A 22,597-nucleotide genomic window follows, 5' to 3' on the forward strand; every position below is an offset into this window, starting at 1 on the left:
TTACGCCAGCCGGTCGAGCAGCGGCTTGAGCCGGTCGCCATAGCGCTTCCACAGATCGACCGAGCCCTGGTACATCGGCTGGCGCACCTGCGCCGCCGACGCCGTGCGGACCGGCCGATCGGTCTCGTGGAACGACAGCACTGCATCGTCCCATGGCAGGCCGAGATAGGCGATCAGCGCCCGCGTCTGCCCTTCCTGGTCGGCGACGAAATCCTCGTAGCGCACATCATGCACGACATCAGGCAGAACGGTGCGCCAATGCGCCATGATGTCGGTGTAGAGATTGTGGAAATCGGCAAGCTCGCCGAGGTCGTAGCCGTAGCGGTGGCTGTCGCCGCGGAAATGCACCTTGTAGATCGACAGGCAGGTCGCCGCCGCGTCGCGGGCGCAATGGATGATCTTGGCCTTGGGCAGCATCAGATGAATGAAGCCGACCAAAAGGAAATTGCCGGGCATCTTGTCGGTGACATGCCGGAAACCCGGATAGCGGGCGTGCAGCAGGTCCAGATAGGCCTGGCCTGCCTCGGCAAAGGCTTTGTCGGGCAGGTCAGCGATCCCGCTGGGGAAACCGCCCTTCATACCAGGCGGAAACTGTTTTCCCACCGCCGTCTTCAATATGCCGAGCTCGCCCGCGCCATAGACCTGCGGATGGCTGGCGATGATCTGCTCGACCAGCGTGGTGCCGGAGCGCGGCATGCCGACGACGAAGATCGGCGTGTCGTCGGCAATCCCGCTCGGTCTGTGCTTGTCGAAGAAGGCCTTGTCGAACACCGCCTTCATCGTTTCGAATTCGGCGCGTGTCTTGCCCGCATCATAGTCGATGCCCATGCGGCGGATGGCATTGCCTTCGGCGAAATAATCGAAGGCACGGCCATAATCCTTCAGATCGTCATTGGCCTTGCCGAGGCCGAACGAAAGCTGCATGCGCGCCAGGCTGCCTTCCGGCGCCTTGGCGTGCTGCGCCTCCATCCCGGCAAGCTCGGCGTCGCGCTCCTGCTGCCGCTTGACCTGGGTGAGCATCAGCCAGGCCCTGGCCATGCCGGGATCGACCACCAGCGCCTGCCGGAAATGCTCCGCTGCCTCTGCGAGGCTGCCGTTCTCCATCAGCCCGACGCCCAGACCGTGCAGCAGGTCGGCGTCCTTCGGCCGAATTGCCAATGCTTCGCGGAAGACGGCGAGCGCCTCGTCGAGCCGCCCAGCCTCCTGCAGCGTTTCGGCAAGCCCGATGCGGGCGCGGACATGGAACGGGTTGCGGCCGATGGTGCCGCGATAGATCTCCTCCGCGCCCTCGAACTGGCCGAGTTGCTTCAGCGAGGAGCCGAGATTGTCGCGCGCCGCGAGTTGCTCCGGCCGGATTGCCACCGCGCCACGGAAGAAATCGACGGCTGCACCGACACGGCCGAGGTCGCGCATCACCGTGCCGAGATTGTTGAGGAAATCTGGATTCTTGGGTTGCAGGCGCACCGACTGTTCGAGGAGACCAAGTCCTTCGGCGCTGCGCCCGGTCTGGTGCAGCAGCAAACCGAGGAAATGTGCTGCCGCCGCATGATTGGCCTTTTGCGCCAGCACCTGCCGGTAGAGCATCTCGGCTTCCTGCCGGCGCCCCGCCTGATGCAATTGCAGTGCCTGCTGCACGCGCTGGTCAAGCCCAAGAGGGGGCTGTCCGCCTGAGCCGAATTTGCCGCCCGCGCCTGCCGGTCTTCTCGGATCTCTGTTGATGGGAAACCTGCCGTGTTTTGTCCGCCTGCCGCGATCTAGACCATCGGCGCGGCAGGTTCAAGGGTTCGCAGGCCAGCTTACCGGAAATCCTGGGTTCATGGGCCGGCCATGTCAGATCAGGCGGTTGGTCTCCGCAACCTGTCTGGCCCGCCGCAGCGTGCCGTCGGTGTCGGCAATCCTGCGCCTCGCTGCCTCATCACTTCTTATCGTCAGTCGCGCCGACATGACTTTTGTGGGCTTGATGATCGGCTTGATTGTTACGGTCGAGCCATCAGGCGTTTTCACGGAAACCATGGATTTTCCTTTCAGATATAAATAAAAATCTATGCCATGATGAAGTTTTCCGGCACAATCTCAAACAATTCTTGTGAAGAGTCCGGATCGTATCACCATTTTACAAATAGCCCTAGAAAAGTAATTTTACGCCAAGATCGGCTCCAGGCGGGAATCTTCTTGAATAAACCGCAATTTTGGATTAATGAATTGAGATCGTTTTTTGGGCCAAGCTTGGCATCTCGCGGCGTCAGAAGTTCTCGACCCGCCAAACTCATTCCAGATCGCCGATACCCAAATTGCCGAACAGGGACCCACGATCTTAGGTCCCGGTGCCGCGAAGCGGGCACCACCCTATCGGATCCAAGACGACACTTCGAGGCACGAGAATGTCTGGCCGAATTACCCATTCCATCGCGCATTTCGAGGCACCCTTCATGATTGGCGGCCTGGAAGGACAATTGCCGGCCGGCGACTACGACATCGACCACGATGAGGAGCTTGTCGATGGCATCTCGTGGCTTGCCTGGCGCCGTGTCGCCACTTTCATCCACCTGCCGGCAAGGACGGTGAAAAGCCAGACCAGCCAATTGGTCGCCATCGATTTCGCCGAACTCGAAACCGCGCTGAGGCGCGACCAGGAGAATGCCGCATGATCCGCTTCCAGCAGAACGCGCGCCCGCGCACCGACACGCCTGCGCATCTTTTCGCGATCGGCCAGACCGTTCGCATGAAGAGCCGCACCGGCCTTGTTCAGAAGACCGCCGAGCTGTTCCAGATCAAAAGCAGGCTGCCGGTCAAGGACGGCTCGCCGCAATACCGCATCCGCAGCAACGAGGAGACCCATGAGCGGGTCACCACGGAAGACAATCTCGAAGTGGCCGACGATCCAAACGGCTAGCCGCCCATCAACCGTCGCCACCATGTTCATCAATCACGAGGGACCAGGAAATGGCCAAGGGTCAACAGCGCAGCAACCGCGAGACACGCAAGCCCAAGAAGGACAAGACGGCAGCAAAGCCGGCCTCGCCCTTCGGCTCGGCTGTCAAGCAGGCGGAAGCCGGTTTGAAACCGAAGTCCAAGGGCTAGCGGCGGACGGATGAGCAGCCCTGCATTCATCCAGCCATCGCGGGCCGGATTATAGATCATGTAATTTCGAAGCCCTATAAGGTCCGCTGGAACCGGGCCCGATCACAGTTGGCTGCCTGGCGGGCCGCGCGCGAAATCGTCGCTCGCAGCCGAATGCAGGGAGGCGCACATGGACAGGTCGCGCATCATCGTGACTGCGGTGGTGCTGGCCCTGCTCGGTGCGATAGTGCCCATCGCGGCGATGTTCCACTTTTCATGGGTCCTGGCGGTTCAAGAAGAACACGAGCGGCTGGAGCTGTTCGCCAACCGCGCGATCGCCAGGGCCAGCATATCCCTCATGGATGCAGCCGGCGCGTTGCGGGAGATCGACCGGTTCACCGGCGACCGCTGTTCGGTGGACCACATTGCCCGCATGCGGCGGCTCACCATCAACACGCGCTCGATCGAAGAATGGGCTATTTCGAAAACGGCCTGCTCAAATGCACATCCTGGGGACCGACCGAGGGACGCGTTACGCAAGCCGCACCGGATTTCACCGCTGCAGACGGCGTTGCCGTCACTGCCCGGATACGGCCCCTGGCCAACCTGGACCATCCGCTGATGGCCCTGCAGTACAAGCGCCATAATGTCCTTATCGACCCCCTGCGCTTTGTCGACATCGTCGTCGATCCCGACGTTCAGCTTGCCCTGGCGACAAACACGGGCGTCCTGCTCAGCGCGCTGAACGGGCCTGATCCTGCCCGCATCGGCAAGATCATCGCCGACCCTGGCAAAGGCCTGGATGACGGTCATCTGTTTGCCGCGGTGCGCGGGACGGACTGGATCGCCGTCGCCACCGAACCGGAAAGCCAGATTGTCGACAGCGTGCGCAGGCGGCAATTGCTGTTGCTTCCCCTCGGCGCTTTCATCGCCGCTTTCATCATCGGCATGGTTGTCTGGCTGTCACGACGGCGGCTGTCGCCGCTTGGATAATTGCAGATTGCCGTGCGCAAGCACGAGTTATCGTCCACTATCAGCCGATCGTCGCGCTCAGGACAGGCAATTGCGTGGGTGCCGAAGCGCTGGTGCGCTGGAGACGACCCGACGGCACGCTGGTCCGGCCCGATCTCTTCGTCCCGCTGGCCGAAGAGAGCGGCCTGATCGCGGCAATCACCGACCAGATCATCGCCCTTGTTGTTTTGGACCTGAAAAAACTTCTTGTCGCCAATCGTTCGCTCCACATCGCGATCAATCTCAGCCCGGCCGACGTCAGAACGGCAAGGGTCCTTCCGGTCATCGAAAAGGCCCTGCAGCACACCGGAATTCAGCCTCGGCAGATCTGGCTGGAGGCGACGGAGCGCGGTTTCGTCGACGTCGATTCAGCGCGTTCGACCGTCATTCGCGCCCGCGAGCTTGGCCATGCGGTCGCAATCGACGACTTCGGCACAGGTTATTCGAGCCTGTCCCATCTCGAGGGCCTGCCGCTCGATGCGCTGAAGATCGATAAGTCGTTCATCGACACGATCGCTACGGATTCCGCCACCAGTTCCGTCACGCCGCATATCATCGACATGGCCAAGACGCTGAAGCTGAAGATCATTGCCGAGGGCGTGGAGACGCAGGCACAGGTCGACTACCTGATGGAACGCGACGTCGACTATGGTCAGGGTTGGTTGTTTGCCAAACCTATGCCCGCGGCCGAGTTCATCGCCTATTGCCGCAAGGCCAGGCCGCCGACGTAGAAGCAAGAGCCGCCAGCTGCCCTCGCGCGGCTGCGCCCAGTTGATGGATGAGCCTCCCCGCCCGGAGACGGGGAGGAAACCAGCCTCTCAGCAGGGACCGTCGTCGACGATGCGATAGTCGGCGGCGCGAGCCTCGCAGGCGTTGGGGAAGGTGCGCAACGCGCTGCCGCGGCGGGCGCAGACCGGGCGGTATTCGCGCGTGCAGAATGTCTGCTCTCCATCACCGCCACCGTCGCGGCACTGGCCGTCGCTGATGATGCGATATCCGGCCCGCTCGGCAAGGCAGGCATTGGCGAAGGTCTGGCGGTCGCCACCGCGCCGCGCGCAGACCGGATCATATTGTCTGGTGCAATATTGCGGCTCGGGCCGAGGCGGGCGGTAGCCCGGTCCGTCCTCCTCCACCACCACCGCGGTACAGGCTGCAAGAACTGCCGACAGCAACAGGATGGCAAAACCCTGTCGCGAGAAGATTGCCGCAGGAAATTTCATCACCAGACCTCCCTCTAGCCCCCGCTCGAATGCATGTCACCCAAAAGCATGCCCACGGGGCTCTGACCCGAGGGTGCGAAGCGGTTTGGGACAACGGCATGCGCAAAAGCAAAATGCGCCTACACGCCAAGCCGATCCTCGCCATTCCACCCGCCGAATGCAACCCCTGTTTGCAGGCTCCCAGCAGGCTGGACCATGCGTGGCCGGGCTATGGCCGATGACCACCGGGCGAGCACCCCGCTTTGTCGATGCCATGTGTGCGAAGGCGCCCATGAGCGGCCGTTGGCGCTACCTTGCAACCATCGCGTTTCCGTGCGATAAATTTTGTGTTCGGGCATTTGCGACCCGGAGAGCGGAACGTTTTGGACGACCTTTCCCCGATACTGTGAATCTCTGACGGCCCCGTTTTTCGGCGGGGGTTCTAACCATGCGCCAATGCATGACTGCCGAAGCAACCACCGGGACTTGCCCACGGCGTCAGGCGGCGGGCAAACCACAAAGACTGACACGGGTGAAGGAGTTTCCCCAATGGCCCAGACCGGCACCGTTAAATTCTTCAACGCTACCAAAGGCTTCGGCTTTATCACGCCAGACGACGGCGCCAAGGACGTGTTCGTCCACATCTCGGCGATCGAGGCTTCGGGCCTGCGCACGCTCGTCGATGGCCAGAAGGTCACGTTCGATGTCGAGCCCGACCGCATGGGCAAGGGGCCGAAGGCGGTCAATCTCCGCGCGGACTGAACCGTCGGCGCGCATGTCCGCCCGGACGTGCCCTAGGGGACGTGCGAAGCCGGAGGTGCCAGGAATGAGCCCGAGGCCGCTCCAAAGGCCTTGAACCGGCTTTCAGCGCCGGACCCGAGTTTCGAAGGCGCGGCGGTTTCGTCGCGCCTTTTTTAGTGGCAGGGCGGCAAGCCACTGCTCGCAAAACTTTCTCTTGCCGATGGCGCTAAAATAAACGACAAATTTCTACTCGGGCATTTGCCGGCCCGAAACTGGACTTGATGGGATCAAAGGAGCTTCCCATGCCGCAGACCGGCACCGTCAAATTCTTCAATCATGCCAAAGGCTTCGGCTTCATCACGCCGGATGATGGCGCGAAGGATGTCTTCGTCCATATTTCGGCCGTGCAGGCGTCGGGTCTTCCCGGTCTTGAGGATGGGCAGAAGGTGACATTCGACACCGAGCCGGACAAGCGCGGCAAGGGTCCGAAAGCCGTCAACCTGTCGATCGGCTGAGCCGAGCTCGAGACAGCGTCGGGCGGTCCGCTGGCGCAGCTCCGCTCCTTGTCGAGCGTACAATATTTGTGCCTTGCGCCATGCCTGATCGATAAATCGACTGGTCCCAGCCCGCCAATTTCGTTCAGCCCCCGTTCAGCCACGGTCGCCTATTAATCTTCGGTAAAGCCGGACCGCATCCCCCAGATTACCCACAGATTACCCGGGCCGCAGATTACCCGGGCCGGCATGAAGGAGACCGAGATGAACCGAATTCTCAAGACCGCCGTCCTGTCCGCCGCGATCGTTGCAACCACGCTCGCGACCTTGTCGGCGGCCAGCGCTGGTGACTGGCGCCACCGGCACCACCATCGTGGCAATGGCGATGCGATCGCGGCAGGTGTCCTTGGCCTCGCGGCCGGCGCCCTGATCGTTGGTGCGCTCAACAACCCGCAGCCCAGCTATTACGACCCCGGTTATGACGATTATGATCGTTATCCACGGCGGCCCGCCCCGGTGCGCCGCTACTACGCGGAACCGCGGGTCGCCTACAATGACGGCTATGCCGAGCCATGGACCCGTGGCTGGTATGAATATTGTTCGGATCGCTATCGCTCTTTCAACGGCCGCACCGGCACGTTCACCGGCTATACCGGCGAACAGCATTTCTGCACCGCGAACTGAGGCTTCCCTGCCCCCCCAAAAAAGCGCTGTCCGCAAGGACAGCGCTTTTTTTTCGGCGTCATAAGGAAAGGAGAGACCGACGCGCGCCGCGTGAGGCTCCGCAGCCACGACGCGTTTAAATCAGGAAGGGGTTGCTCCGGCGCTCCTCGCCGAAGCGGCCGCCGGGACCATGGCCGCAGATGAAGCCGATGTCGTCGCCGAGCGGCAGAAGCTTGTCCTTGATCGAGGCGATCAGCGCGGCGTGGTCGCCGCCCGGCAGATCGGTGCGCCCGACCGAGCCGCGGAACAACACGTCGCCAACATGGGCGAACTTCGCAGCACGATTGTAGAAGACGACGTGGCCGGGCGCGTGGCCCGGGCAATGAAAGACTTCGAACGCGTGCTGGCCGAACGAGACGGTATCGCCTTCGCCGAGAAAGCGGTCGGGCACGCAGTTGCGCACCGGATCGGGGATGCCGTAGTGTTTCGCCTGCTTCTCGAGATTGGCAAGCAACGGACGGTCGGCCTCATGCGGGCCGATGATCTCGATGCCGAGCGCGTCCTTCAGCTCCATGGCGCCGCCGGCGTGGTCGATGTGACCATGCGTGATCCAGATCGCGCCGGCGTTGATCGCATTGTCCTTGAGCACTGTCAGCACCTTGTCGATGTCGCCGCCGGGATCGACGACGACGCCTTGCCTGTCGTCCATGTCGAAGAGGATGGTGCAGTTTTGCTGGAAGGCCGTGACCGGCACAATGCCGGCGTTGAGCTGACCCATGATCGTCCTTTCGCTGTGTCGCTTCTGATTTAGAGACACACGCGAACGTCGTCCACCGCATCCGGCTGTCGCGACAACGCAAAAATGAAACGGGCGGCCGAAGCCGCCCACGCAAAAGCCCGAAACCGCTAATGCATGTCGCGCAAAAGTGTGCAGCGGTTTTGCGATAACGACATGCATGAACAACAACCTAAAGCGCATCGCGTGAGGTCGGTCGAACGCGACGCGCTTTAGGCTTACTTCTTCGTCGCGTTCATGACCGCGCCGATGATGGCCGTCAGAATGGCGCCACCACCGGCACCGCCGAGGATGTTCTGCACATTCAGCGCGCTGCCCAATCCGCCCGTTGCTGCTGCGGCTGCAGCCGGATCGATCGTGCCGCCGCCGAGCAGGCTGCCGAGGATGGCCGCACCGCCGACGCCGCCAAGGGCGCCGCCGAGGATTTTGGTAAGCTGCCCCATTGCCGCTGTCTTGAGCGCGGCGCCCACCGCCTGGCCACCAATGACACCCATAATCACCTGAACAATGATCTGAAGAAGCGTGTTCATGTCCATATTGCCAGTCCCTCCATAGCTGCCAGCCTCCCGGGCCGACAGCATCATGAGACGCCGAACTGGACGAAAGTCAAATGCCGAGGTGCTTAAATAAAAGGGGCAGTCCGAAAACCGCCCCTACTTGTTAAAAAAGTTGTGACTTTCGTTATTCTGCGGCAATCGCATGCTTGGGTTGAACGGCTGCAGAATAGTCGTTCATCAGAGTCTTGGCGATTTCGCCCACCTCGAATCGGTATGGACCGATCTCTGAAACGGGCGTCACCTCGGCCGCCGTTCCGGTGAGGAAGCACTGCTGGAAGGCTTCGAGTTCTTCCGGCATGATGGTGCGCTCGATCACCTCGAAGCCGCGATCCTTGGCAAGACCAATGACTGTACGGCGGGTGATGCCGTCGAGGAAGCAATCAGGAGTGGGGGTGTGGATCTTGCCGTCCTTGACGAAGAAGATGTTGGCGCCGGTTGCTTCCGCAACCTGGCCGCGCCAGTCGAGCATCATGGCGTCGGCATAGCCTTTGGCTTCGGCGGCATGCTTGGACATGGTGCAGATCATGTAGAGGCCGGCGGCCTTCGATTTCGACGGCGCGGTGCGCGGATCGGGGCGGCGCCATTCGGCCAGATCGAGGCGGATGCCCTTCAGCTTCTGTGCCGGATCGAAATAGCTGGGCCACTGCCAGATGGCGATGGCGCAGTTGATCCGGCTGTTTTGCGCCGAGACGCCCATCTGTTCGCTGCCACGCCAGGCGATCGGCCGGACATAGGCATCCTGAAAACCCTGCTTCTTCAACAGCGTGCGGCAGGCGTCGTCGATCTCGGCAACCGAATAGGGAATCTTGAAGCCGAGCAGGCGTGCCGATTCGTGCAGGCGCTCGCTGTGATCGGTCAGCTTGAAAATCTCGCCGCCATAGGCGCGTTCGCCCTCGAACACCGCGCTGGCGTAGTGCAGGCCATGGGTCAGCACGTGGATCTTGGCGTCGGCCCATTGGACGAACTCGCCGTTCATCCAGATAAAGCCGTCCATTTGGTCAAAGGGAACGGATGCCATGGTAACCTCCCGCGGGCGGCCGCCCGCACATTATCGTTGCGCGTTTCTTGTCAGCCGCACCGGGCGGCCGCTATCTCGAAGCGTAGGCGGATATATAAGGTCTGGCAAACACAGGAAGTTCCGGAAAAACGGCTTTCCCTTGCCTTTTCGTTCGCAATCCGCCGAAAAGCTTGTCAAAAATTACCATTGCCGGGAAATTACGTCAATAGTACTGACATAATTTCCCTTTCGCACGGAGAAATGATGACGGATCGCAGCCACCCAGCCGGAAAACCGATCAGGACGGCGATCACCGACGAGGACGGCATCGACTTTGCCATCATCGAACTGTTCTTCTTCGCCTATCGCGATTTTACCTCCGATCCGGACCAGATCCTGTCCGACTATGGTTTCGGCCGCGCCCATCACCGGGTTCTGCATTTCGTCAATCGCAGGCCGGGCCTGACGGTCGCCGAACTCCTCGACGTGCTGAAGATCACCAAGCAGAGCCTGGCGCGCGTGCTCAAGCAACTGATCGACACCGACCACATCGTCCAGTTGCAGGGTCCGCGCGACCGCCGCCAGCGCGAGCTCTATCCGACAGCCAAGGGCCGCGCCCTGGCGCTGGCGCTGGCACGGCCACAGTCACGCCGCATCCATGCTGCATTGGAAGATTCCGGAGCCACCGAACGCGCCTTGATCGAGCGCTTCCTGGAAGCGATGGTCAATCCGGAACTAAGGGCGCAGATCGACATTGTGCCCGCAAAAACGTCAGGGAAAAGCCATGGAGACCATTGAAAAGGTTGATCAACCGGCAGCGCCGGACGACGATGCGCCGCATCTGCTGGTGATTGATGACGATACCCGTATCCGCAATCTTCTCAAACAATATCTGACCGAAAACGGCTTTCGTGTCACCGTTGCCGGAAATTCCGGCGAAGCGCGGCGCAAGCTCGCCGGCCTCGATTTCGATCTGCTGGTGCTCGATATCATGATGCCGGGCGAAACCGGCGTCGATCTCGCCAAGGCATTGCGGGCAACCAAGAACGTGCCGATCCTGATGCTTACCGCGCTGTCCGAGACCGACAGCCGGATCACCGGGCTCGAGGCCGGCGCCGACGACTATCTGCCGAAGCCTTTCGATCCCCGCGAATTGATCCTGCGCATCAACAACATCCTGCGCCGCGGCGGTCCGGCAACGACGCCCAAGGTCGAGCAGCTGGTCTTCGGGCCTTACACGTTCCAGATCGCCCGGCGCGAGCTCAAGCGCGGCGGCGAGGCTCTGAAGCTGACCGACCGCGAGCAGGAGATCCTGGCGATCTTCGCGGCCCGTGCCGGCGAAACGATACCGCGTCATGAACTTGTCGGCGACGAATCCGAAGTCGGCGAGCGCACCATCGACGTCCAGATCAACAGGCTGCGCCGCAAGATCGAGCGCGATCCGTCCAATCCGGTCTGGCTGCAGACCGTGCGCGGTATTGGGTATCGGCTCAGCGTGGAATAGACTGCCGCCCGCAGCCCCTTGTCGAGCGGCTGCGGATGAGCAAAAAGGGCGAATGGCGACCACGCAACTGGAACGGCCGGGAGATCGGGGCTTGAGCGCTCGCGCCAGGCGGGCACTGAAGGCCGTGCCGCTTGCCTGGAAACGGTTCTGGCGCCTGGTTTCGCTTTACATGCCGAAGCGGCTCTATGCCCGCTCGCTGATCATCGTCATCGCGCCGATGATCCTGCTGCAATCGGTCCTCGCCTTTGTCTTCATGGAACGCCACTGGCAGACCGTGACGCAGCGCCTGTCGCAGGCCACGGTCCGCGACATTGCCGCGATCGTCGACCTGGTGGAAACCTATCCGCACGACGCCGACTACGCCAACATCATCCGCATCGCGCAGGATCGCATGCAGCTGAAGATCGACTTGCTGCCGCCCGATCCGCTGCCGGCGCCCGGTCCAAAGCCGTTCTTCTCGATCCTCGACGAAATTCTCTCGTCCGAGATCACCCATCAGATCAACCGTCCGTTCTGGATCGATACGGTCGGCAATTCCAATATCATCGAGGTCCGCGTCCAGCTCGAAGGCAAGGTGCTGCGCGCCTTCGTGCGCCGCAGCCAGGCCTATGCCTCGAACACGCACATTTTCCTGATCTGGATGGTCGGCACCTCGCTGGTGCTGCTGATGATCGCCATCCCGTTCCTGCGCAACCAGATCCGGCCGATCCTGACGCTGGCCGAGGCCGCCGAAAGTTTCGGCAAGGGCCGGCCGATGCCGCTCGATTTCCGTCCGCGCGGTGCCGAGGAGGTTCGCCGCGCCGGCTTTGCCTTCATCCAGATGCGCGAACGCATCGAACGCCAGCTCGAACAGCGCACCGCCATGCTGAGCGGCGTCAGTCACGATTTGAGGACCATCCTCACGCGCTTCAAGCTGCAGCTTGCGCTGACCGGGACCAAGGCCGACACCGAGGCGCTCGGCCAGGACATCGACGACATGCAGTCGATGCTGGAAGGCTATCTCGCCTTTGCCCGCGGCGAGGCAACGGAAGACGCCGGCCGTTTCAACCTTGAAGCCTATTTCGACAAGCTCGGCGAGGAGGCGACGCTGCGCAAGCGCAAACTGTCGACCTCGCTCGCCGGCGATCCAAATGTGCATGTGCGGCCCCACGCCTTTGCCCGGCTGTTGTCCAATGTCGTCGGCAACGCCTTCCGTTATGCCAAGGCGGTTGAGATCAACGCCAACCACGGCCGCGGCTCGCTGCTCGTCACCATCGACGACGACGGTCCGGGCATTCCGCCTGAAAAGCGCGAGCACGTGTTCAAGCCTTTCGTGCGGCTTGACGAAGCCCGCAACCTCGATGCCAGCGGCACCGGCCTTGGCCTTGCCATCGCACGCGACATTGCCCGCAGCCATGGCGGCGACATCATGCTCGACAAGAGCCCGCTCGGCGGCTTGCGCGCCGTCATCAAGGTTCCTGCCTGATTAGAGCGACGTGCGTCCAAGTGGACGCACAAAGCACGCTCTAACACTTTGAACTTACGCATCGTGCTTTCAGGTGTAGTAGACGGCCATCGGCTATGCCTTCATCGGCCCGTCATGAAACCATGCTGAAGAGCGCGCATGAAGCGCGTGATCCTGATTGATTCGGCCTTGCGGCCTCGCATCAAGGAAACCGACGACCTTTCAAGCAAAGGCCTGCTATGCGCATCCTGATGGTCACCGACGCCTGGCGCCCGCAAGTCAACGGCGTCGTCCACACGCTGGAACGGCTTTCGGAAACCCTGAAATCCTTCGACGTCGAGACGGACTTCCTGACCCCGAACATCTTTCGCACCTTGCCGCTGCCGACCTACCCGGACATCCGGCTGGCGCTGACGACGCCAGGCCACGTCGCGCGCCTGATCGAAGCGCGCAAAGCCGATCATATCCATATCGTCACCGAAGGCCCGCTCGGCATCATGGCGCGGCGCTATTGCCGCAAGGCCGGCCGGCCGTTCACGACAAGCTATCACACGCGCTTTCCGGAATATCTGAGCGCGCGGCTGCCAATACCGGAAGCCTGGGCCTATCGCTGGCTTCGCGATTTCCACAATTCAGGACAAGGCACGCTGGTCGCCACCCAGTCGCTGGCGGACGATCTGGCGGCGCGCGGCTTCACCAAGCTCAGGCCATGGACGCGCGGCGTCGATACCGACCATTTCCGGCCGGACAAGAAAAAGGATATGGGGCTCAAGCGACCGATCTTCCTCTGCGTCGGCCGCGTCGCGATCGAAAAGAACCTGGCCGCCTTCCTCGACCTGGATTTGCCCGGCAGCAAGGTGGTCGTCGGCGAGGGACCGGAGTTGGCCAGGCTCAAGGCCAGATACCCCGATGCCCATTTCCTTGGCCACCGCCCGAACGACGAACTGGCCGAAATCTATGCCTCGGCCGATGTCTTCATTTTTCCCAGCCGCACCGACACGTTCGGCAATGTCATCATCGAGGCGCTGGCCAGCGGCACGCCGGTCGCAGCCTATCCGGTGACCGGGCCGATCGACATTGTCGGCGACGGCGTCGGCGGAGCCGTATCGAATGATTTGCGTGAGGCCGCGCTCGCCGCGCTCGATGTCGACCGCGCCGAAGCGCGCCAACGGGCAATGCGCTATAGCTGGAAGGCCTGCGCGGAGATGTTCCTGGAAACGGTTGGAGAGGCGCTGGGCACCCAGCGAAAACTGACACCACCTTTCGTCATCCACGGGCGAAGCGGCGGCAACGCCGGCGCGCAGACCCGAGGATCCATTTCGTGACCTGCGAGCGGCCCGTTTCGGTGAAGAACTTGTTGGGTTGAGGCGGCGGCGGCTCCACAGGTTCATCCGGAACGCTTTGCCGAAAACAGGGAAGCGCAGGCGCTGATCGATTTCAATTACTTGCGCTAGGGTGCAGCTCTTGGCGTCCGTCAGGATCGTGACTGCGCTAGCTGAGGCAGCGACCCGGTAGCGGACCCCTCCCGTCGGAAGCAGAGAACGCCGTTGATCAGTTGAAGGTGTGCAGCCGGAGTTTCAGGCTGCCATCTGCCTGCTTTTCGAAGACGTGGGTTGCCACCCCGGCCCACGGCTGATCCGCACCATTGGCGTCTTTACCCTTGGCCGACCATTTCGCCGTGCCAAACAGCAGGTTGCCGTCACCTCCTGCTTCGATCAGTTCGAGCTTGTGGCCTGTCACTCCCATGCCGAAGAGGCCGCCAAAGAATTTCTCGACCCCGTCCGGTGCCTTGATGACGTCATGGGTGGCGGGTAAGAAGATCGCGTCGTCGGTGTAGAACGCCGCAACCGCCTTTGCGTCTGCTTTGTTGAACGCAGCGTCCCAGGCCACGTAAGCGGCTTTCACCTGATCGTCGACGGGGTCAGCGTTGGCGGGCGACCACGAAAAGAGGCAAAGGGAAAGCACAGCGAAAATCGCAGTCAGCAGTCGAACCATCGTATCCTCCCGAGAATTGGCGGCACAGCCCGACAGATGCCGCGTCAAAACAATACGCCTGGGCCGTTGGGCTGTCGACTAATCCGTTTTGGGTGGCCGCCCACAACGAAAACTCAATCGATGTAGTCGCCGAGAACGGCAATCACGTGCAGGTCAAGCCTGTGGGCACCCTTGGTTCATTCGCGGGCATTCGGCGTGGTCGCGATACTGCGGCCGAGGTTTCTGGTGATCACGACTTTTGGGGAAACCACGCGCTTCTTGAGATCAAACCCCTGGAGCGGCCAAGGAAAGTCTGCGCGTCGGCTTCGCTCCCGCTCCGCCCGTGGATGACGAAGCTAGAACAGTCGGCCGCCGTCAGGCACCCTGCGTTCGATCGCACCGAGGACGACCGCACCCTCCTCGTCGGGAAAGCCAAGCGTCAGCACTTCCGACATGAAGGGGCCGATCTGCCGCGGCGGAAAATTGACCACCGCGAACACCTGCCGGCCGATCAGCGTCTCGGGCGCATAGTATTTGGTGATCTGCGCCGACGATTTCTTCACCCCGATGTCAGCGCCGAAATCGATCTTCAGCTTGATCGACGGCTTGCGCGCCTCCGGAAACGGCTCGGCCTCGACGATCGTGCCGGCGCGAATGTCGACACGGTCGAAATCGGCGAAGCTGATCTCGGGCTTGCGCTGGCTGCTCGAACTCATGGCGGGTCAGGACCTGGCTCAGGCGTTTCCGTAGGTCTCGAACAGGACGCCGGCCAGCGCATCCTTGGCCGAGGTTCCCGACCAGACGACGAACTGGAACGCCTGGAAGTAGCATTCGCAGGCTTCCAGCGCCGACGACAACAGCACCTCGACCTGCTGGCTCGACGGCTCGACCCCGCCGGCGAGCAGCAGCGACTGGCGGAACATGATCGCGCCCTCCTGCTCCCAGAGGTCGAAATGGCCGAACAGCATCTGCTCGTTGATCAGCGAAAGCAGCCGCATCACTTCGAGCGCGCGCGCCTCCGGCACCTTGATGTCGAAAGCGCAGGCCAGATGCAGCGCCTCGAAATCCTCCATCCAGGAAAATGAGACGTGGTAGTCGGTCCAGCTTCCGGCAACCGAAATCGAAATCTCGTCGTCGCCGGCCCGTTCGAAGGACCAGTCGTTGTTGTGCGCCACCTGCTCGATAACATCCACCGGATGGATTTCGCGCGAGAATTCGAGTTCGAGAAGTTCCATGAATGCTTCCTGTCGTTCCTTCGCCTCGGCCGGCGGGGCACCCACAACGAACAATTTTGTCTAGAACTCGGACGGCCGGGACTTCGTCAACGCACAAAGACCCCAGACCGGACCCCACCGCCCGGCGCATGACCCTGCTCCGAATCATGCAACAAATTCAGTCTATTGATCGGGAGTCGCGTGACCAGCCCAATTTTTCGCACTGCGTCATTCGCATGTGGAAAGCCGCTGTCACAAAGATTCACGCAATGCCAGTAAGCGATTCACGACAAAGCGCTTTTTGCGATTGTGCTTTGTGGAAAAGTTTAACGTTATTTTTTTAACCTGGACTTTGCCGCAGCCGCAGGCGCGGCCTGCCCGGTCAGTTCGGCGAGCTTCGCCTCGAGCGTCTCGATGCGCGCAGCGAGACGGGTGTTTTCTTCCCTGGCTTTTACCGCCATGTCGCGGGCGGCCTCGAATTCTTCGCGCTGCACCAGGTCCATCGAGTTGAGAACACGCTCGGCCTGCCCCTTGAAGGCGGTTTCCACTTCGCGGCGCACGCCTTGCGCGGCACCGGCAGCGTCGGTCATCAGCTTGGCGAATTCATCGAGAATGCGGTTCGGTCCGGTCGACATGGCAAATCCTCGCTTGCTCGATTTGACGTAGTGGCGCGCGACGCGGAATGCAAGAACGTTGAGGCTGCTGCGTCATCAAGTCGGGTGCAATTTGACCTGACCTCGCAAGCCATAGCTGGTACCGTCCAAGAAAGAGCATTTTGACGGGGCCTGCAATGGCTTTCAGTGCGAATTTGGACCAGCGTCTTGCCGCACGCGACGCCGCGCTCGCCAAGGGCATCGGCGATGCCGACGCAGGGCGGGTGAAGCCTGCGGAAGAGGTGCTTGACCGCCTGGAGGCCAAATACAAGGGATTGGCCGGGACCAAGCTGTGAGGCGGCAGTACCGGCGCGATCAGCCCGCTTCCCGAAGCCGTATTTGCCGCGCCAGCGTCGCCTTGACCGGGCCAAAACCCTGCCGCATGGTCCGCGCCCGAACGTGATCGCAACCGGGAGATCCTGTTGAGCGAGTATCTTATGCTGCCGTTGGCCGTCCTGCCCTTCCCCAACATCGACCCGGTCATCGTCCAGATCGGGCCGCTGGCGGTGCATTGGTATGGCGTCGGCTACATCGTCGGCATTCTCTTCGCCTGGTGGTATGCCAAGCGGCTCGTCACCAATGCAAGGCTCTGGCCCGACGGCACCGTGCCCATGAAGCCCGAGGATCTCGACGACTTCATCGTCTGGGCGGCTATCGGCGTGGTGCTTGGCGGGCGTGTCGGCTACGTGCTGTTTTACGACCTGCCGCGCTACATCGCTCAACCCTTTGATATCCTTGCTGTCTGGCAGGGCGGCATGTCGTTCCATGGCGGGCTGCTCGGCGTCATTCTCGCCATGACGCTGTTTTCCTGGTCGCGCGGCATCCGCACCTGGTCGCTGTTCGACGTGGTGGCGGCCGGCGTGCCGGTCGGCCTTGGCCTCGTCCGCATGGCGAATTTCATCAACTCCGAACTCTGGGGCAGGCCGACCGACGTGCCATGGGCGGTCGAATTCCCCAATGGCGGGCCATTTGCGCGCCATCCGAGCCAGCTCTACGAGGCGCTGCTCGAAGGCCTGGTGCTGTTCCTGGTCCTGCGCTTCTTCACCCATTCCAGGCTCAAGCTGAAGACGCCGCGCTTGGTCGGCGGCGCCTTCATCGCCGGTTACGGTCTCTCGCGCATCTTTGTCGAATTCTTCCGCGAGCCCGACCAGCAGCTCGGCTACCTCCTCGGCACCAACTGGCTGACGATGGGCATGGTGCTGTCGCTGCCGATGCTGCTGGCCGGCATCTGGGCGATGGTGACTGCTACCGCATCGGCCCAAAAATCGGAATCGATTTTGGGGAAGCACGATGCGTAGGATCAAAGTGCCAGGGCGTACTTTGTGCGTCCAAATGGACGCACGTCGCCCTAGGGCGGTAACACAGCCACAGCCGGTATGACCCGGCTGAAAACCCGCATCGTCGAGCTGATCGGTGCGGCGGGGCCGATCCCCGTCAACCACTACATGGCGCTTTGCCTGTTCGATCCGCTGGACGGCTACTATACGACACGCGAGCCGTTCGGGGCTGCCGGCGACTTCGTCACCGCGCCGGAGATCAGCCAGATGTTCGGCGAGCTGATCGCCGTCTGGCTCTACGAAGCCTGGCTGGCGACCGGCCGGCCGATGCCGGCCACCATCGCCGAGATCGGCCCCGGCCGCGGCACGCTGATGAAGGACATGCTGCGCACGCTTGCGCGGCTCGATCCGGCGCTGACCGCCGGTGCGTCGTTCGCCATGATCGAGACCAGTCCGCGACTGGCCGATGTCCAAAGGCAAACGCTTGTCGCCACGCCGGCCGCGATCGGCTGGCACGAAAGCATCGACACGCTGCCGCAGACCCCGCTTTTCATCGTCGGCAACGAATTGTTCGACGCGGTGCCGATCCGCCAGTTCGTCCGCGCCGGAACAGGCTGGCGCGAACGGATGATCGGCCTCGATGGCGCCGACCAATTGCACGTCTTCGCCGGCGCCGGCTCGGTCGATCCAACACTGTTGCCAGACGATGCCGAAAACGCGCCACAGGGCGCGATCGTCGAGGTCGCGCCGGCCCGAGCCGCGCTGATGGCGACCATCGCCGAGCGCTTGGCCGGGCTCGGCGGCGCCGGCCTGTTCCTCGACTATGGCTACCTCCAGCCAGGGATCGGCGACACGTTGCAGGCCTTGCGCAAGCACGATCACGAAGATGTGCTGGCCAATCCAGGCGAAGCCGACCTCACCGCCCATGTCGATTTCGCCGCCCTTGCCGCGATCGTGCGGGCGCATGGCCTCGATGCCCATCTCTCCACGCAAGGCGAATTCCTGGTGGAAATGGGGCTTCTCGAACGCGCCGGCCAGCTCGGCGCCAATGCCAATGAGGCGGCTCGCGAAAAGATTGCGGGTGAGGTCGAACGCCTCGCCGGCCCGCAAGCCATGGGCGACCTGTTCAAGGTGCTTGCTGTCCTGCCTGCCGGCATCGCCGTTCCGCCCTTTGCAACGGCGGATTGACTTTTCACTGCCGCCTCTCCCACTCTCCCGCCTTCCGACTGTCGCCGTCTTTCGACTGTCGCTTGACGAAATCGCTCTCACGGACAACAACGCAGCCATGCTGAATCAGTCCAAACCGGATCCCGTTCGGTCGCCCTTGCTGGAGAAAGCGCGGGCGCAAGGCATTCGCCACGGCTATTTCACCCGCGTCGGCGGCGTCTCCAGCGGCATCTATCAGGGCCTCAACATCGGCACCGGCTCGAGCGACGACCAGACGCAGGTCGCCGAGAACCGCCGCCGCGTCGCCGACTGGATGGGCGTGCCATCAAGCCGTCTGTTGACCGCCCACCAGATCCATTCGCCCGATGTCGTCATCGCCAGGGAGCCCTTTCCCGGCGAGCGGCCGAAGGCCGACGCCGTCGTCACCGACCGGCCGGGGATTGCGGTGGGCGCCTCGACGGCCGATTGCGGACCGGTGCTGTTCGCCGATGCCGAGGCGCGAATCGTCGGCGCAGCCCATGCCGGCTGGAAGGGCGCCTTGTCAGGCGTGCTGGAAAACACCATTGCGGCGATGGAAAGCCTCGGCGCCCGGCGCGAGCGCATCGTTGCGGTGCTCGGTCCGTCCATCGGCCCGGAAAACTATGAAGTCGGCCCGGAATTCATCGCTCGTTTCATCGAGGCCGATGCCGACAATATCAGCTATTTCGCGCCATCAGCGAAGCCGGGACATGCAATGTTCGACCTCAACCGCTATACGGTCGATCGGCTGACCCGGGCCGGCGTCATCGCCGATGGGCTCGGCCGCTGCACCTACGCCGAGGAGGATCTGTTCTATTCCTACCGGCGCAGCACCCATCGCAAGGAGCCGGATTACGGGCGGCAGATTTCGGCAATCGTTTTGGAGACAGAATAATGGCGCTGCATTTCGAACGGTCGGAATTTGACGCGCGGCGCGATCGGCTGATGATCGAGATCGCCGAGAAGAAGCTCGATGCCGTCCTTTTGTTTGCACAGGAGAGCATGTACTGGCTGACCGGCTACGATACGTTCGGCTTCTGCTTCTTCCAGTGCCTGGTGGTGAAGGCGGACGGCTCGATGATCCTGCTCACGCGCTCGGCCGATCTGCGCCAGGCGCGCCACACCTCGATCATCGACAACATTGTGCTGTGGACCGACCGCGACGGCGCCAATCCGGCGATCGACCTGCGCAATTTGCTCAACGACCTCGACCTGCTCGGCGCCCGCATCGGCGTCGAATACGACACCCACGGCCTGACCGCCTACAATGGCCGGCGACTGGACGAGCAATTGCAGACCTTTGGCCAGATCGCCGACGCGTCCGGCATCATCAGCCGGCTGCGCCTGTTCAAGAGTCCGGCCGAGATCGCCAAGGTGGAAAAGGCCGCAAATCTCGCCGACGACGCGTTGGACGCGGCCCTGCCGCTGATCAAGCAGGGTGGCGACGAAGCCTTGATCCTTGCCGCCATGCAGGGCGCGATATTTGCCGGCGGCGGCGACTATCCGGCCAACGAGTTCATCATCGGCTCCGGCGTGGACGCACTGCTTTGCCGTTACAAGGCTGGCCGCCGCAAGCTGAGCAAGAATGACCAGCTGACGCTCGAATGGGCCGGCGTCTTCCACCATTACCATGCGGCGATGATGCGCACGGTGCTGACCGGCAAAGTGTCGAAACGTCACCAGGAACTGTTCGATGCTGCGCGCGCCGCACTTCTGGCGGTCGAAAAGGCGATGACGCCCGGAAATACCTTCGGCGACGTGTTCGACGCGCATGCCCGCACGCTCGAAACCCACAATTTGACCAAGCACCGGCTCAACGCCTGCGGCTATTCGCTCGGCGCCCGCTTCACCCCATCATGGATGGACATGCCGATGTTCTATCAGGGCAATCCCGAACCGATCGCGCCGAACATGACGCTGTTCGCCCATATGATCATCATGGACTCCGAAACCGAGACGGCAATGACGCTTGGCCGCACCTATCTGACGACTGAATCGCAGCCGAAGCCGCTGTCCCGCCATGATCTCGACTTGATTGTGCAATGAATCCATAATGGTAAGAATGCAAGAGGCGTTCATCGCCAGGGAGTTTTGAGGGAAATGAGGCGATCGCATGCGACGACCGTGTCATTGCTCGCGGCGCTGGCGCTGGCCGCCTGCACCAACGCGAAGGACGTTCTCGAACCCTCGGCCATCGCCCCGCAGTCGACACAGACCGTGCCAACGGCCGGAAGCGGCACGGCTGCAACACCCATCGCACCTGCGACCACCGCCCAGCCGTCCGCGACAACACAGCCTTCGGCCCCTGCGCAGCCCGCAACCGAGCTGCCGGCAAAAAGCGCCGCCGTCATCGCACGCACCCGTCTGCAGGTGGCGCCGATCGTCGGCGCCTCGGTGGAAGCCGCGACGCCATTGACCGCGCAGCTTCAGACGCGAGCCAAGCAGCGCGGCATCACCTTGGCAGGAAGCGCCGGCCAGACCCCGACGCACGTGCTGAAAGGCTATTTCTCGACGATGTCGGAAGGCAAGGATACCACCGTCATCTATGTCTGGGACGTCTATGACCCGGCAGGCAACCGGCTGCATCGCATCAACGGCCAGCAGAAGGCGGCCTCGGTCAATGGTGGCGAAGGCTGGGCTGCGGTCGCGCCGGAGACCATGCAGGCGATCGCCGACCAGACGATCGACCAGTTTGCCACATGGCTTGGCGGGCAAGCGGGCTGACGGCGGACTGACATGTTGCCGGCTTTCCTCGCCGTTCATGTTTATTGAGATTAGCCGGCGGATTCCGATCACGACGCTTGCAATACCGGCACGGGCCGCTAAAAGCCCCGACTAAGGGGCTCAAGAGAGTCTGCCAGAGTCTCCATCCTTCACCAGGAACGGTGCATGAAGCTTTTCGCGGGCAATTCCAACAGGGTGCTGGCCGAAGCGGTCGCCCGCTATCTCAACATCCCGCTGGGCAAAGCCAGCGTCAGGCGCTTCGCCGATCAGGAAATCTTCGTTGAGATCCAGGAGAATGTGCGTGGCGAGGATGTCTTCATCCTGCAGTCCACCTCGTTCCCGACCAACGATCACCTGATGGAACTGCTCATCATGATCGATGCCTTCATGCGCTCGTCGGCCAAGCGCATCACAGCGGTCATTCCCTATTTCGGCTATGCAAGGCAAGACCGCCGCGCCTCGGGCCGCACGCCGATCTCGGCCAAGCTGGTCGCCAACATGATCACGCGAGCCGGGGTCGATCGCGTCTTGACGCTGGATCTCCACGCCGGCCAGATCCAGGGCTTTTTCGACATCCCGACCGACAATCTGTTCTCGGTGCCGGTCATGGCCCGCGATGTGAAGGCGAAATACAAGCGCCTTGCCAATGTCATGGTCGTGTCGCCGGATGTCGGCGGCGTGGTCCGTGCCCGCGCGCTCGCCAAGCGCATCGACGCCCAGCTTGCCATTGTCGACAAGCGTCGCGAGCGCCCTGGCGAATCGGAAGTCATGAACGTCATCGGCGACGTGCGCGGCAAGGATTGCCTGCTGATCGACGACATCATCGATTCGGGCGGTACCTTGTGCAATGCGGCCGATGCGCTGCTTGCCGCCGGCGCCACCAGCGTCACCGCCTACACCACCCATGGCGTTCTGTCCGGCGGCGCCATCGCACGCATCGGCGCCTCGAAGCTGCAGGAACTGGTCATCACCGATTCCATCCAGCCGACCCAGGCGGTGCTCGACGCCAGCAACATCCGCGTCGTCTCCATCGCCGACCTGATGGGCGAGGCGATCTCGCGCACGGCGACCGAAGAGTCGGTGTCGAGCCTGTTCGACTGAAAT

Annotated in this window: 28 protein-coding genes and 1 pseudogene; 19 read left to right on the forward strand and 10 right to left on the reverse strand. The window is 62.3% G+C overall.

Annotation, left to right across the window (positions count from 1 at the left end):
- A complete protein-coding gene (locus tag AC0L2M_RS12975; protein ID WP_473475482.1) occupies positions 1-1,635 on the reverse strand; it encodes a tetratricopeptide repeat-containing sulfotransferase family protein in 1,635 nt (544 codons plus the stop codon).
- A 195-nt stretch (positions 1,636-1,830) separates the two neighbouring features.
- The gene (locus tag AC0L2M_RS12980) at positions 1,831-2,013 is read right to left on the reverse strand and encodes a hypothetical protein (protein WP_027151072.1); all 183 of its coding nucleotides are present in this window, start codon (positions 2,011-2,013) and stop codon (positions 1,831-1,833) included.
- 368 nt (positions 2,014-2,381) lie between these two features.
- On the opposite strand from AC0L2M_RS12980, the gene AC0L2M_RS12985 reads away from it, so the two are divergent.
- The 5 genes and pseudogenes from AC0L2M_RS12985 to AC0L2M_RS13005 all read left to right on the forward strand — a co-directional run bounded on the left by AC0L2M_RS12985 (position 2,382) and on the right by AC0L2M_RS13005 (position 4,802).
- Positions 2,382-2,648: a hypothetical protein gene (locus AC0L2M_RS12985; RefSeq protein ID WP_473535066.1), complete on the forward strand. Its 267-nt coding sequence runs from the start codon at positions 2,382-2,384 to the stop codon at positions 2,646-2,648.
- Entirely contained in the window at positions 2,645-2,893 is a 249-nt protein-coding gene (locus tag AC0L2M_RS12990) for a hypothetical protein (protein WP_128169625.1), read from the forward strand. Before AC0L2M_RS12985 ends, AC0L2M_RS12990 begins: the two co-directional genes overlap by 4 nt.
- Positions 2,894-2,943: 50 nt before the next feature.
- On the forward strand, positions 2,944-3,081 hold the full coding sequence (locus tag AC0L2M_RS12995) for a hypothetical protein (RefSeq protein ID WP_023799867.1): 138 nt from the start codon (positions 2,944-2,946) through the stop codon (positions 3,079-3,081).
- Positions 3,082-3,418: 337 nt separating this feature from the next.
- Positions 3,419-4,053, forward strand: a pseudogene (locus AC0L2M_RS13000) (CSS-motif domain-containing protein).
- A 74-nt stretch (positions 4,054-4,127) separates the two neighbouring features.
- Positions 4,128-4,802, forward strand: coding sequence for an EAL domain-containing protein (locus AC0L2M_RS13005; protein ID WP_473535067.1), 675 nt, complete (start codon positions 4,128-4,130; stop codon positions 4,800-4,802).
- Between the two features lie 87 nt (positions 4,803-4,889).
- On the opposite strand, the gene AC0L2M_RS13010 is transcribed toward AC0L2M_RS13005, so the two are convergent.
- Positions 4,890-5,291, reverse strand: coding sequence for a Kazal-type serine protease inhibitor family protein (locus tag AC0L2M_RS13010; RefSeq protein WP_128177013.1), 402 nt, complete (start codon positions 5,289-5,291; stop codon positions 4,890-4,892).
- Between the two features lie 528 nt (positions 5,292-5,819).
- Between AC0L2M_RS13010 and AC0L2M_RS13015 the strand changes: the two genes are divergently transcribed.
- From AC0L2M_RS13015 to AC0L2M_RS13025, 3 genes are all read left to right on the forward strand, one after another.
- Positions 5,820-6,032, forward strand: coding sequence for a cold-shock protein (locus AC0L2M_RS13015; RefSeq protein ID WP_023799871.1), 213 nt, complete (start codon positions 5,820-5,822; stop codon positions 6,030-6,032).
- Positions 6,033-6,313: 281 nt separating this feature from the next.
- Entirely contained in the window at positions 6,314-6,526 is a 213-nt protein-coding gene (locus AC0L2M_RS13020; protein ID WP_006202521.1) for a cold-shock protein, read from the forward strand.
- A 243-nt stretch (positions 6,527-6,769) separates the two neighbouring features.
- Entirely contained in the window at positions 6,770-7,189 is a 420-nt protein-coding gene (locus AC0L2M_RS13025; protein ID WP_473535068.1) for a BA14K family protein, read from the forward strand.
- A gap of 115 nt (positions 7,190-7,304) precedes the next feature.
- Here the strand turns inward: AC0L2M_RS13025 and AC0L2M_RS13030 are convergent, their stop codons facing one another.
- The 3 genes from AC0L2M_RS13030 to AC0L2M_RS13040 form a co-directional block, all read right to left on the reverse strand.
- The gene (locus tag AC0L2M_RS13030; protein WP_473535069.1) at positions 7,305-7,946 is read right to left on the reverse strand and encodes an MBL fold metallo-hydrolase; all 642 of its coding nucleotides are present in this window, start codon (positions 7,944-7,946) and stop codon (positions 7,305-7,307) included.
- A gap of 236 nt (positions 7,947-8,182) precedes the next feature.
- Complete coding sequence (locus AC0L2M_RS13035; protein WP_027151066.1) at positions 8,183-8,500, reverse strand: hypothetical protein; 318 nt, start codon at positions 8,498-8,500, stop codon at positions 8,183-8,185.
- A 145-nt stretch (positions 8,501-8,645) separates the two neighbouring features.
- Complete coding sequence (locus AC0L2M_RS13040) at positions 8,646-9,539, reverse strand: branched-chain amino acid aminotransferase (protein WP_473535070.1); 894 nt, start codon at positions 9,537-9,539, stop codon at positions 8,646-8,648.
- 243 nt (positions 9,540-9,782) lie between these two features.
- On the opposite strand from AC0L2M_RS13040, the gene AC0L2M_RS13045 reads away from it, so the two are divergent.
- From AC0L2M_RS13045 to AC0L2M_RS13060, 4 genes are all read left to right on the forward strand, one after another.
- Positions 9,783-10,316, forward strand: coding sequence for a MarR family winged helix-turn-helix transcriptional regulator (locus AC0L2M_RS13045; RefSeq protein ID WP_031255243.1), 534 nt, complete (start codon positions 9,783-9,785; stop codon positions 10,314-10,316).
- Positions 10,303-11,022, forward strand: coding sequence for a response regulator (locus AC0L2M_RS13050; protein WP_023799877.1), 720 nt, complete (start codon positions 10,303-10,305; stop codon positions 11,020-11,022). The genes AC0L2M_RS13045 and AC0L2M_RS13050 overlap by 14 nt, the downstream gene beginning before the upstream one ends.
- Positions 11,023-11,074: 52 nt before the next feature.
- Entirely contained in the window at positions 11,075-12,487 is a 1,413-nt protein-coding gene (locus tag AC0L2M_RS13055; RefSeq protein ID WP_473475490.1) for an ATP-binding protein, read from the forward strand.
- Between the two features lie 218 nt (positions 12,488-12,705).
- Positions 12,706-13,791 (forward strand): glycosyltransferase family 4 protein, encoded by a 1,086-nt coding sequence (locus AC0L2M_RS13060; RefSeq protein ID WP_473475491.1) that lies wholly within the window; start codon positions 12,706-12,708, stop codon positions 13,789-13,791.
- Positions 13,792-14,017: 226 nt separating this feature from the next.
- Here the strand turns inward: AC0L2M_RS13060 and AC0L2M_RS13065 are convergent, their stop codons facing one another.
- The 4 genes from AC0L2M_RS13065 to AC0L2M_RS13080 all read right to left on the reverse strand — a co-directional run bounded on the left by AC0L2M_RS13065 (position 14,018) and on the right by AC0L2M_RS13080 (position 16,289).
- Complete coding sequence (locus AC0L2M_RS13065) at positions 14,018-14,461, reverse strand: YybH family protein (protein WP_023799881.1); 444 nt, start codon at positions 14,459-14,461, stop codon at positions 14,018-14,020.
- Positions 14,462-14,796: 335 nt separating this feature from the next.
- On the reverse strand, positions 14,797-15,156 hold the full coding sequence (locus tag AC0L2M_RS13070; protein ID WP_027151061.1) for a tRNA-binding protein: 360 nt from the start codon (positions 15,154-15,156) through the stop codon (positions 14,797-14,799).
- A gap of 18 nt (positions 15,157-15,174) precedes the next feature.
- Entirely contained in the window at positions 15,175-15,675 is a 501-nt protein-coding gene (locus AC0L2M_RS13075) for a type III secretion system chaperone family protein (RefSeq protein ID WP_006202532.1), read from the reverse strand.
- Positions 15,676-15,986: 311 nt separating this feature from the next.
- Positions 15,987-16,289, reverse strand: a complete 303-nt coding sequence (locus AC0L2M_RS13080) for an accessory factor UbiK family protein (RefSeq protein ID WP_287230744.1) — start codon at positions 16,287-16,289, stop codon at positions 15,987-15,989.
- 155 nt (positions 16,290-16,444) lie between these two features.
- Here AC0L2M_RS13080 and AC0L2M_RS13085 point away from each other — a divergent pair, with 155 nt between their 5' ends.
- The 7 genes from AC0L2M_RS13085 to AC0L2M_RS13115 all read left to right on the forward strand — a co-directional run bounded on the left by AC0L2M_RS13085 (position 16,445) and on the right by AC0L2M_RS13115 (position 22,594).
- Complete coding sequence (locus AC0L2M_RS13085) at positions 16,445-16,603, forward strand: hypothetical protein (RefSeq protein ID WP_023799884.1); 159 nt, start codon at positions 16,445-16,447, stop codon at positions 16,601-16,603.
- 126 nt (positions 16,604-16,729) lie between these two features.
- Positions 16,730-17,605 carry a prolipoprotein diacylglyceryl transferase gene (gene lgt, locus AC0L2M_RS13090; RefSeq protein ID WP_473535071.1) on the forward strand — a complete coding sequence of 292 codons (876 nt, stop codon included), beginning with the start codon at positions 16,730-16,732 and terminating at the stop codon, positions 17,603-17,605.
- 78 nt (positions 17,606-17,683) lie between these two features.
- Positions 17,684-18,772, forward strand: coding sequence for a class I SAM-dependent methyltransferase (locus AC0L2M_RS13095; RefSeq protein ID WP_287238955.1), 1,089 nt, complete (start codon positions 17,684-17,686; stop codon positions 18,770-18,772).
- A gap of 97 nt (positions 18,773-18,869) precedes the next feature.
- A complete protein-coding gene (gene pgeF / locus AC0L2M_RS13100; protein ID WP_473535072.1) occupies positions 18,870-19,664 on the forward strand; it encodes a peptidoglycan editing factor PgeF in 795 nt (264 codons plus the stop codon).
- A complete protein-coding gene (locus AC0L2M_RS13105; RefSeq protein ID WP_023799888.1) occupies positions 19,664-20,815 on the forward strand; it encodes a M24 family metallopeptidase in 1,152 nt (383 codons plus the stop codon). Before pgeF ends, AC0L2M_RS13105 begins: the two co-directional genes overlap by 1 nt.
- A 54-nt stretch (positions 20,816-20,869) precedes the next feature.
- A complete protein-coding gene (locus tag AC0L2M_RS13110; protein ID WP_473535073.1) occupies positions 20,870-21,493 on the forward strand; it encodes a hypothetical protein in 624 nt (207 codons plus the stop codon).
- Positions 21,494-21,658: 165 nt separating this feature from the next.
- Entirely contained in the window at positions 21,659-22,594 is a 936-nt protein-coding gene (locus AC0L2M_RS13115; protein ID WP_023799890.1) for a ribose-phosphate pyrophosphokinase, read from the forward strand.
- Positions 22,595-22,597 lie beyond the last annotated feature (3 nt).

The organism is Mesorhizobium sp. WSM4806, assembly GCF_055811635.1.

Bases quoted from the DNA above. Each gene is read 5' to 3' on its own strand.
- AC0L2M_RS12980 (WP_027151072.1), bottom strand. From the start codon at position 2,013: ATGGTTTCCGTGAAAACGCCTGATGGCTCGACCGTAACAATCAAGCCG.
- AC0L2M_RS12985 (WP_473535066.1), top strand. From the start codon at position 2,382: ATGTCTGGCCGAATTACCCATTCCATCGCGCATTTCGAGGCACCCTTC.
- AC0L2M_RS12990 (WP_128169625.1), top strand. From the start codon at position 2,645: ATGATCCGCTTCCAGCAGAACGCGCGCCCGCGCACCGACACGCCTGCG.
- AC0L2M_RS12995 (WP_023799867.1), top strand. From the start codon at position 2,944: ATGGCCAAGGGTCAACAGCGCAGCAACCGCGAGACACGCAAGCCCAAG.
- AC0L2M_RS13010 (WP_128177013.1), bottom strand. From the start codon at position 5,291: ATGAAATTTCCTGCGGCAATCTTCTCGCGACAGGGTTTTGCCATCCTG.
- AC0L2M_RS13015 (WP_023799871.1), top strand. From the start codon at position 5,820: ATGGCCCAGACCGGCACCGTTAAATTCTTCAACGCTACCAAAGGCTTC.
- AC0L2M_RS13020 (WP_006202521.1), top strand. From the start codon at position 6,314: ATGCCGCAGACCGGCACCGTCAAATTCTTCAATCATGCCAAAGGCTTC.
- AC0L2M_RS13025 (WP_473535068.1), top strand. From the start codon at position 6,770: ATGAACCGAATTCTCAAGACCGCCGTCCTGTCCGCCGCGATCGTTGCA.
- AC0L2M_RS13030 (WP_473535069.1), bottom strand. From the start codon at position 7,946: ATGGGTCAGCTCAACGCCGGCATTGTGCCGGTCACGGCCTTCCAGCAA.
- AC0L2M_RS13035 (WP_027151066.1), bottom strand. From the start codon at position 8,500: ATGGACATGAACACGCTTCTTCAGATCATTGTTCAGGTGATTATGGGT.
- AC0L2M_RS13040 (WP_473535070.1), bottom strand. From the start codon at position 9,539: ATGGCATCCGTTCCCTTTGACCAAATGGACGGCTTTATCTGGATGAAC.
- AC0L2M_RS13045 (WP_031255243.1), top strand. From the start codon at position 9,783: ATGACGGATCGCAGCCACCCAGCCGGAAAACCGATCAGGACGGCGATC.
- AC0L2M_RS13050 (WP_023799877.1), top strand. From the start codon at position 10,303: ATGGAGACCATTGAAAAGGTTGATCAACCGGCAGCGCCGGACGACGAT.
- AC0L2M_RS13055 (WP_473475490.1), top strand. From the start codon at position 11,075: ATGGCGACCACGCAACTGGAACGGCCGGGAGATCGGGGCTTGAGCGCT.
- AC0L2M_RS13060 (WP_473475491.1), top strand. From the start codon at position 12,706: ATGCGCATCCTGATGGTCACCGACGCCTGGCGCCCGCAAGTCAACGGC.
- AC0L2M_RS13065 (WP_023799881.1), bottom strand. From the start codon at position 14,461: ATGGTTCGACTGCTGACTGCGATTTTCGCTGTGCTTTCCCTTTGCCTC.
- AC0L2M_RS13070 (WP_027151061.1), bottom strand. From the start codon at position 15,156: ATGAGTTCGAGCAGCCAGCGCAAGCCCGAGATCAGCTTCGCCGATTTC.
- AC0L2M_RS13075 (WP_006202532.1), bottom strand. From the start codon at position 15,675: ATGGAACTTCTCGAACTCGAATTCTCGCGCGAAATCCATCCGGTGGAT.
- AC0L2M_RS13080 (WP_287230744.1), bottom strand. From the start codon at position 16,289: ATGTCGACCGGACCGAACCGCATTCTCGATGAATTCGCCAAGCTGATG.
- AC0L2M_RS13085 (WP_023799884.1), top strand. From the start codon at position 16,445: ATGGCTTTCAGTGCGAATTTGGACCAGCGTCTTGCCGCACGCGACGCC.
- AC0L2M_RS13095 (WP_287238955.1), top strand. From the start codon at position 17,684: ATGACCCGGCTGAAAACCCGCATCGTCGAGCTGATCGGTGCGGCGGGG.
- pgeF (WP_473535072.1), top strand. From the start codon at position 18,870: ATGCTGAATCAGTCCAAACCGGATCCCGTTCGGTCGCCCTTGCTGGAG.
- AC0L2M_RS13105 (WP_023799888.1), top strand. From the start codon at position 19,664: ATGGCGCTGCATTTCGAACGGTCGGAATTTGACGCGCGGCGCGATCGG.
- AC0L2M_RS13110 (WP_473535073.1), top strand. From the start codon at position 20,870: ATGAGGCGATCGCATGCGACGACCGTGTCATTGCTCGCGGCGCTGGCG.
- AC0L2M_RS13115 (WP_023799890.1), top strand. From the start codon at position 21,659: ATGAAGCTTTTCGCGGGCAATTCCAACAGGGTGCTGGCCGAAGCGGTC.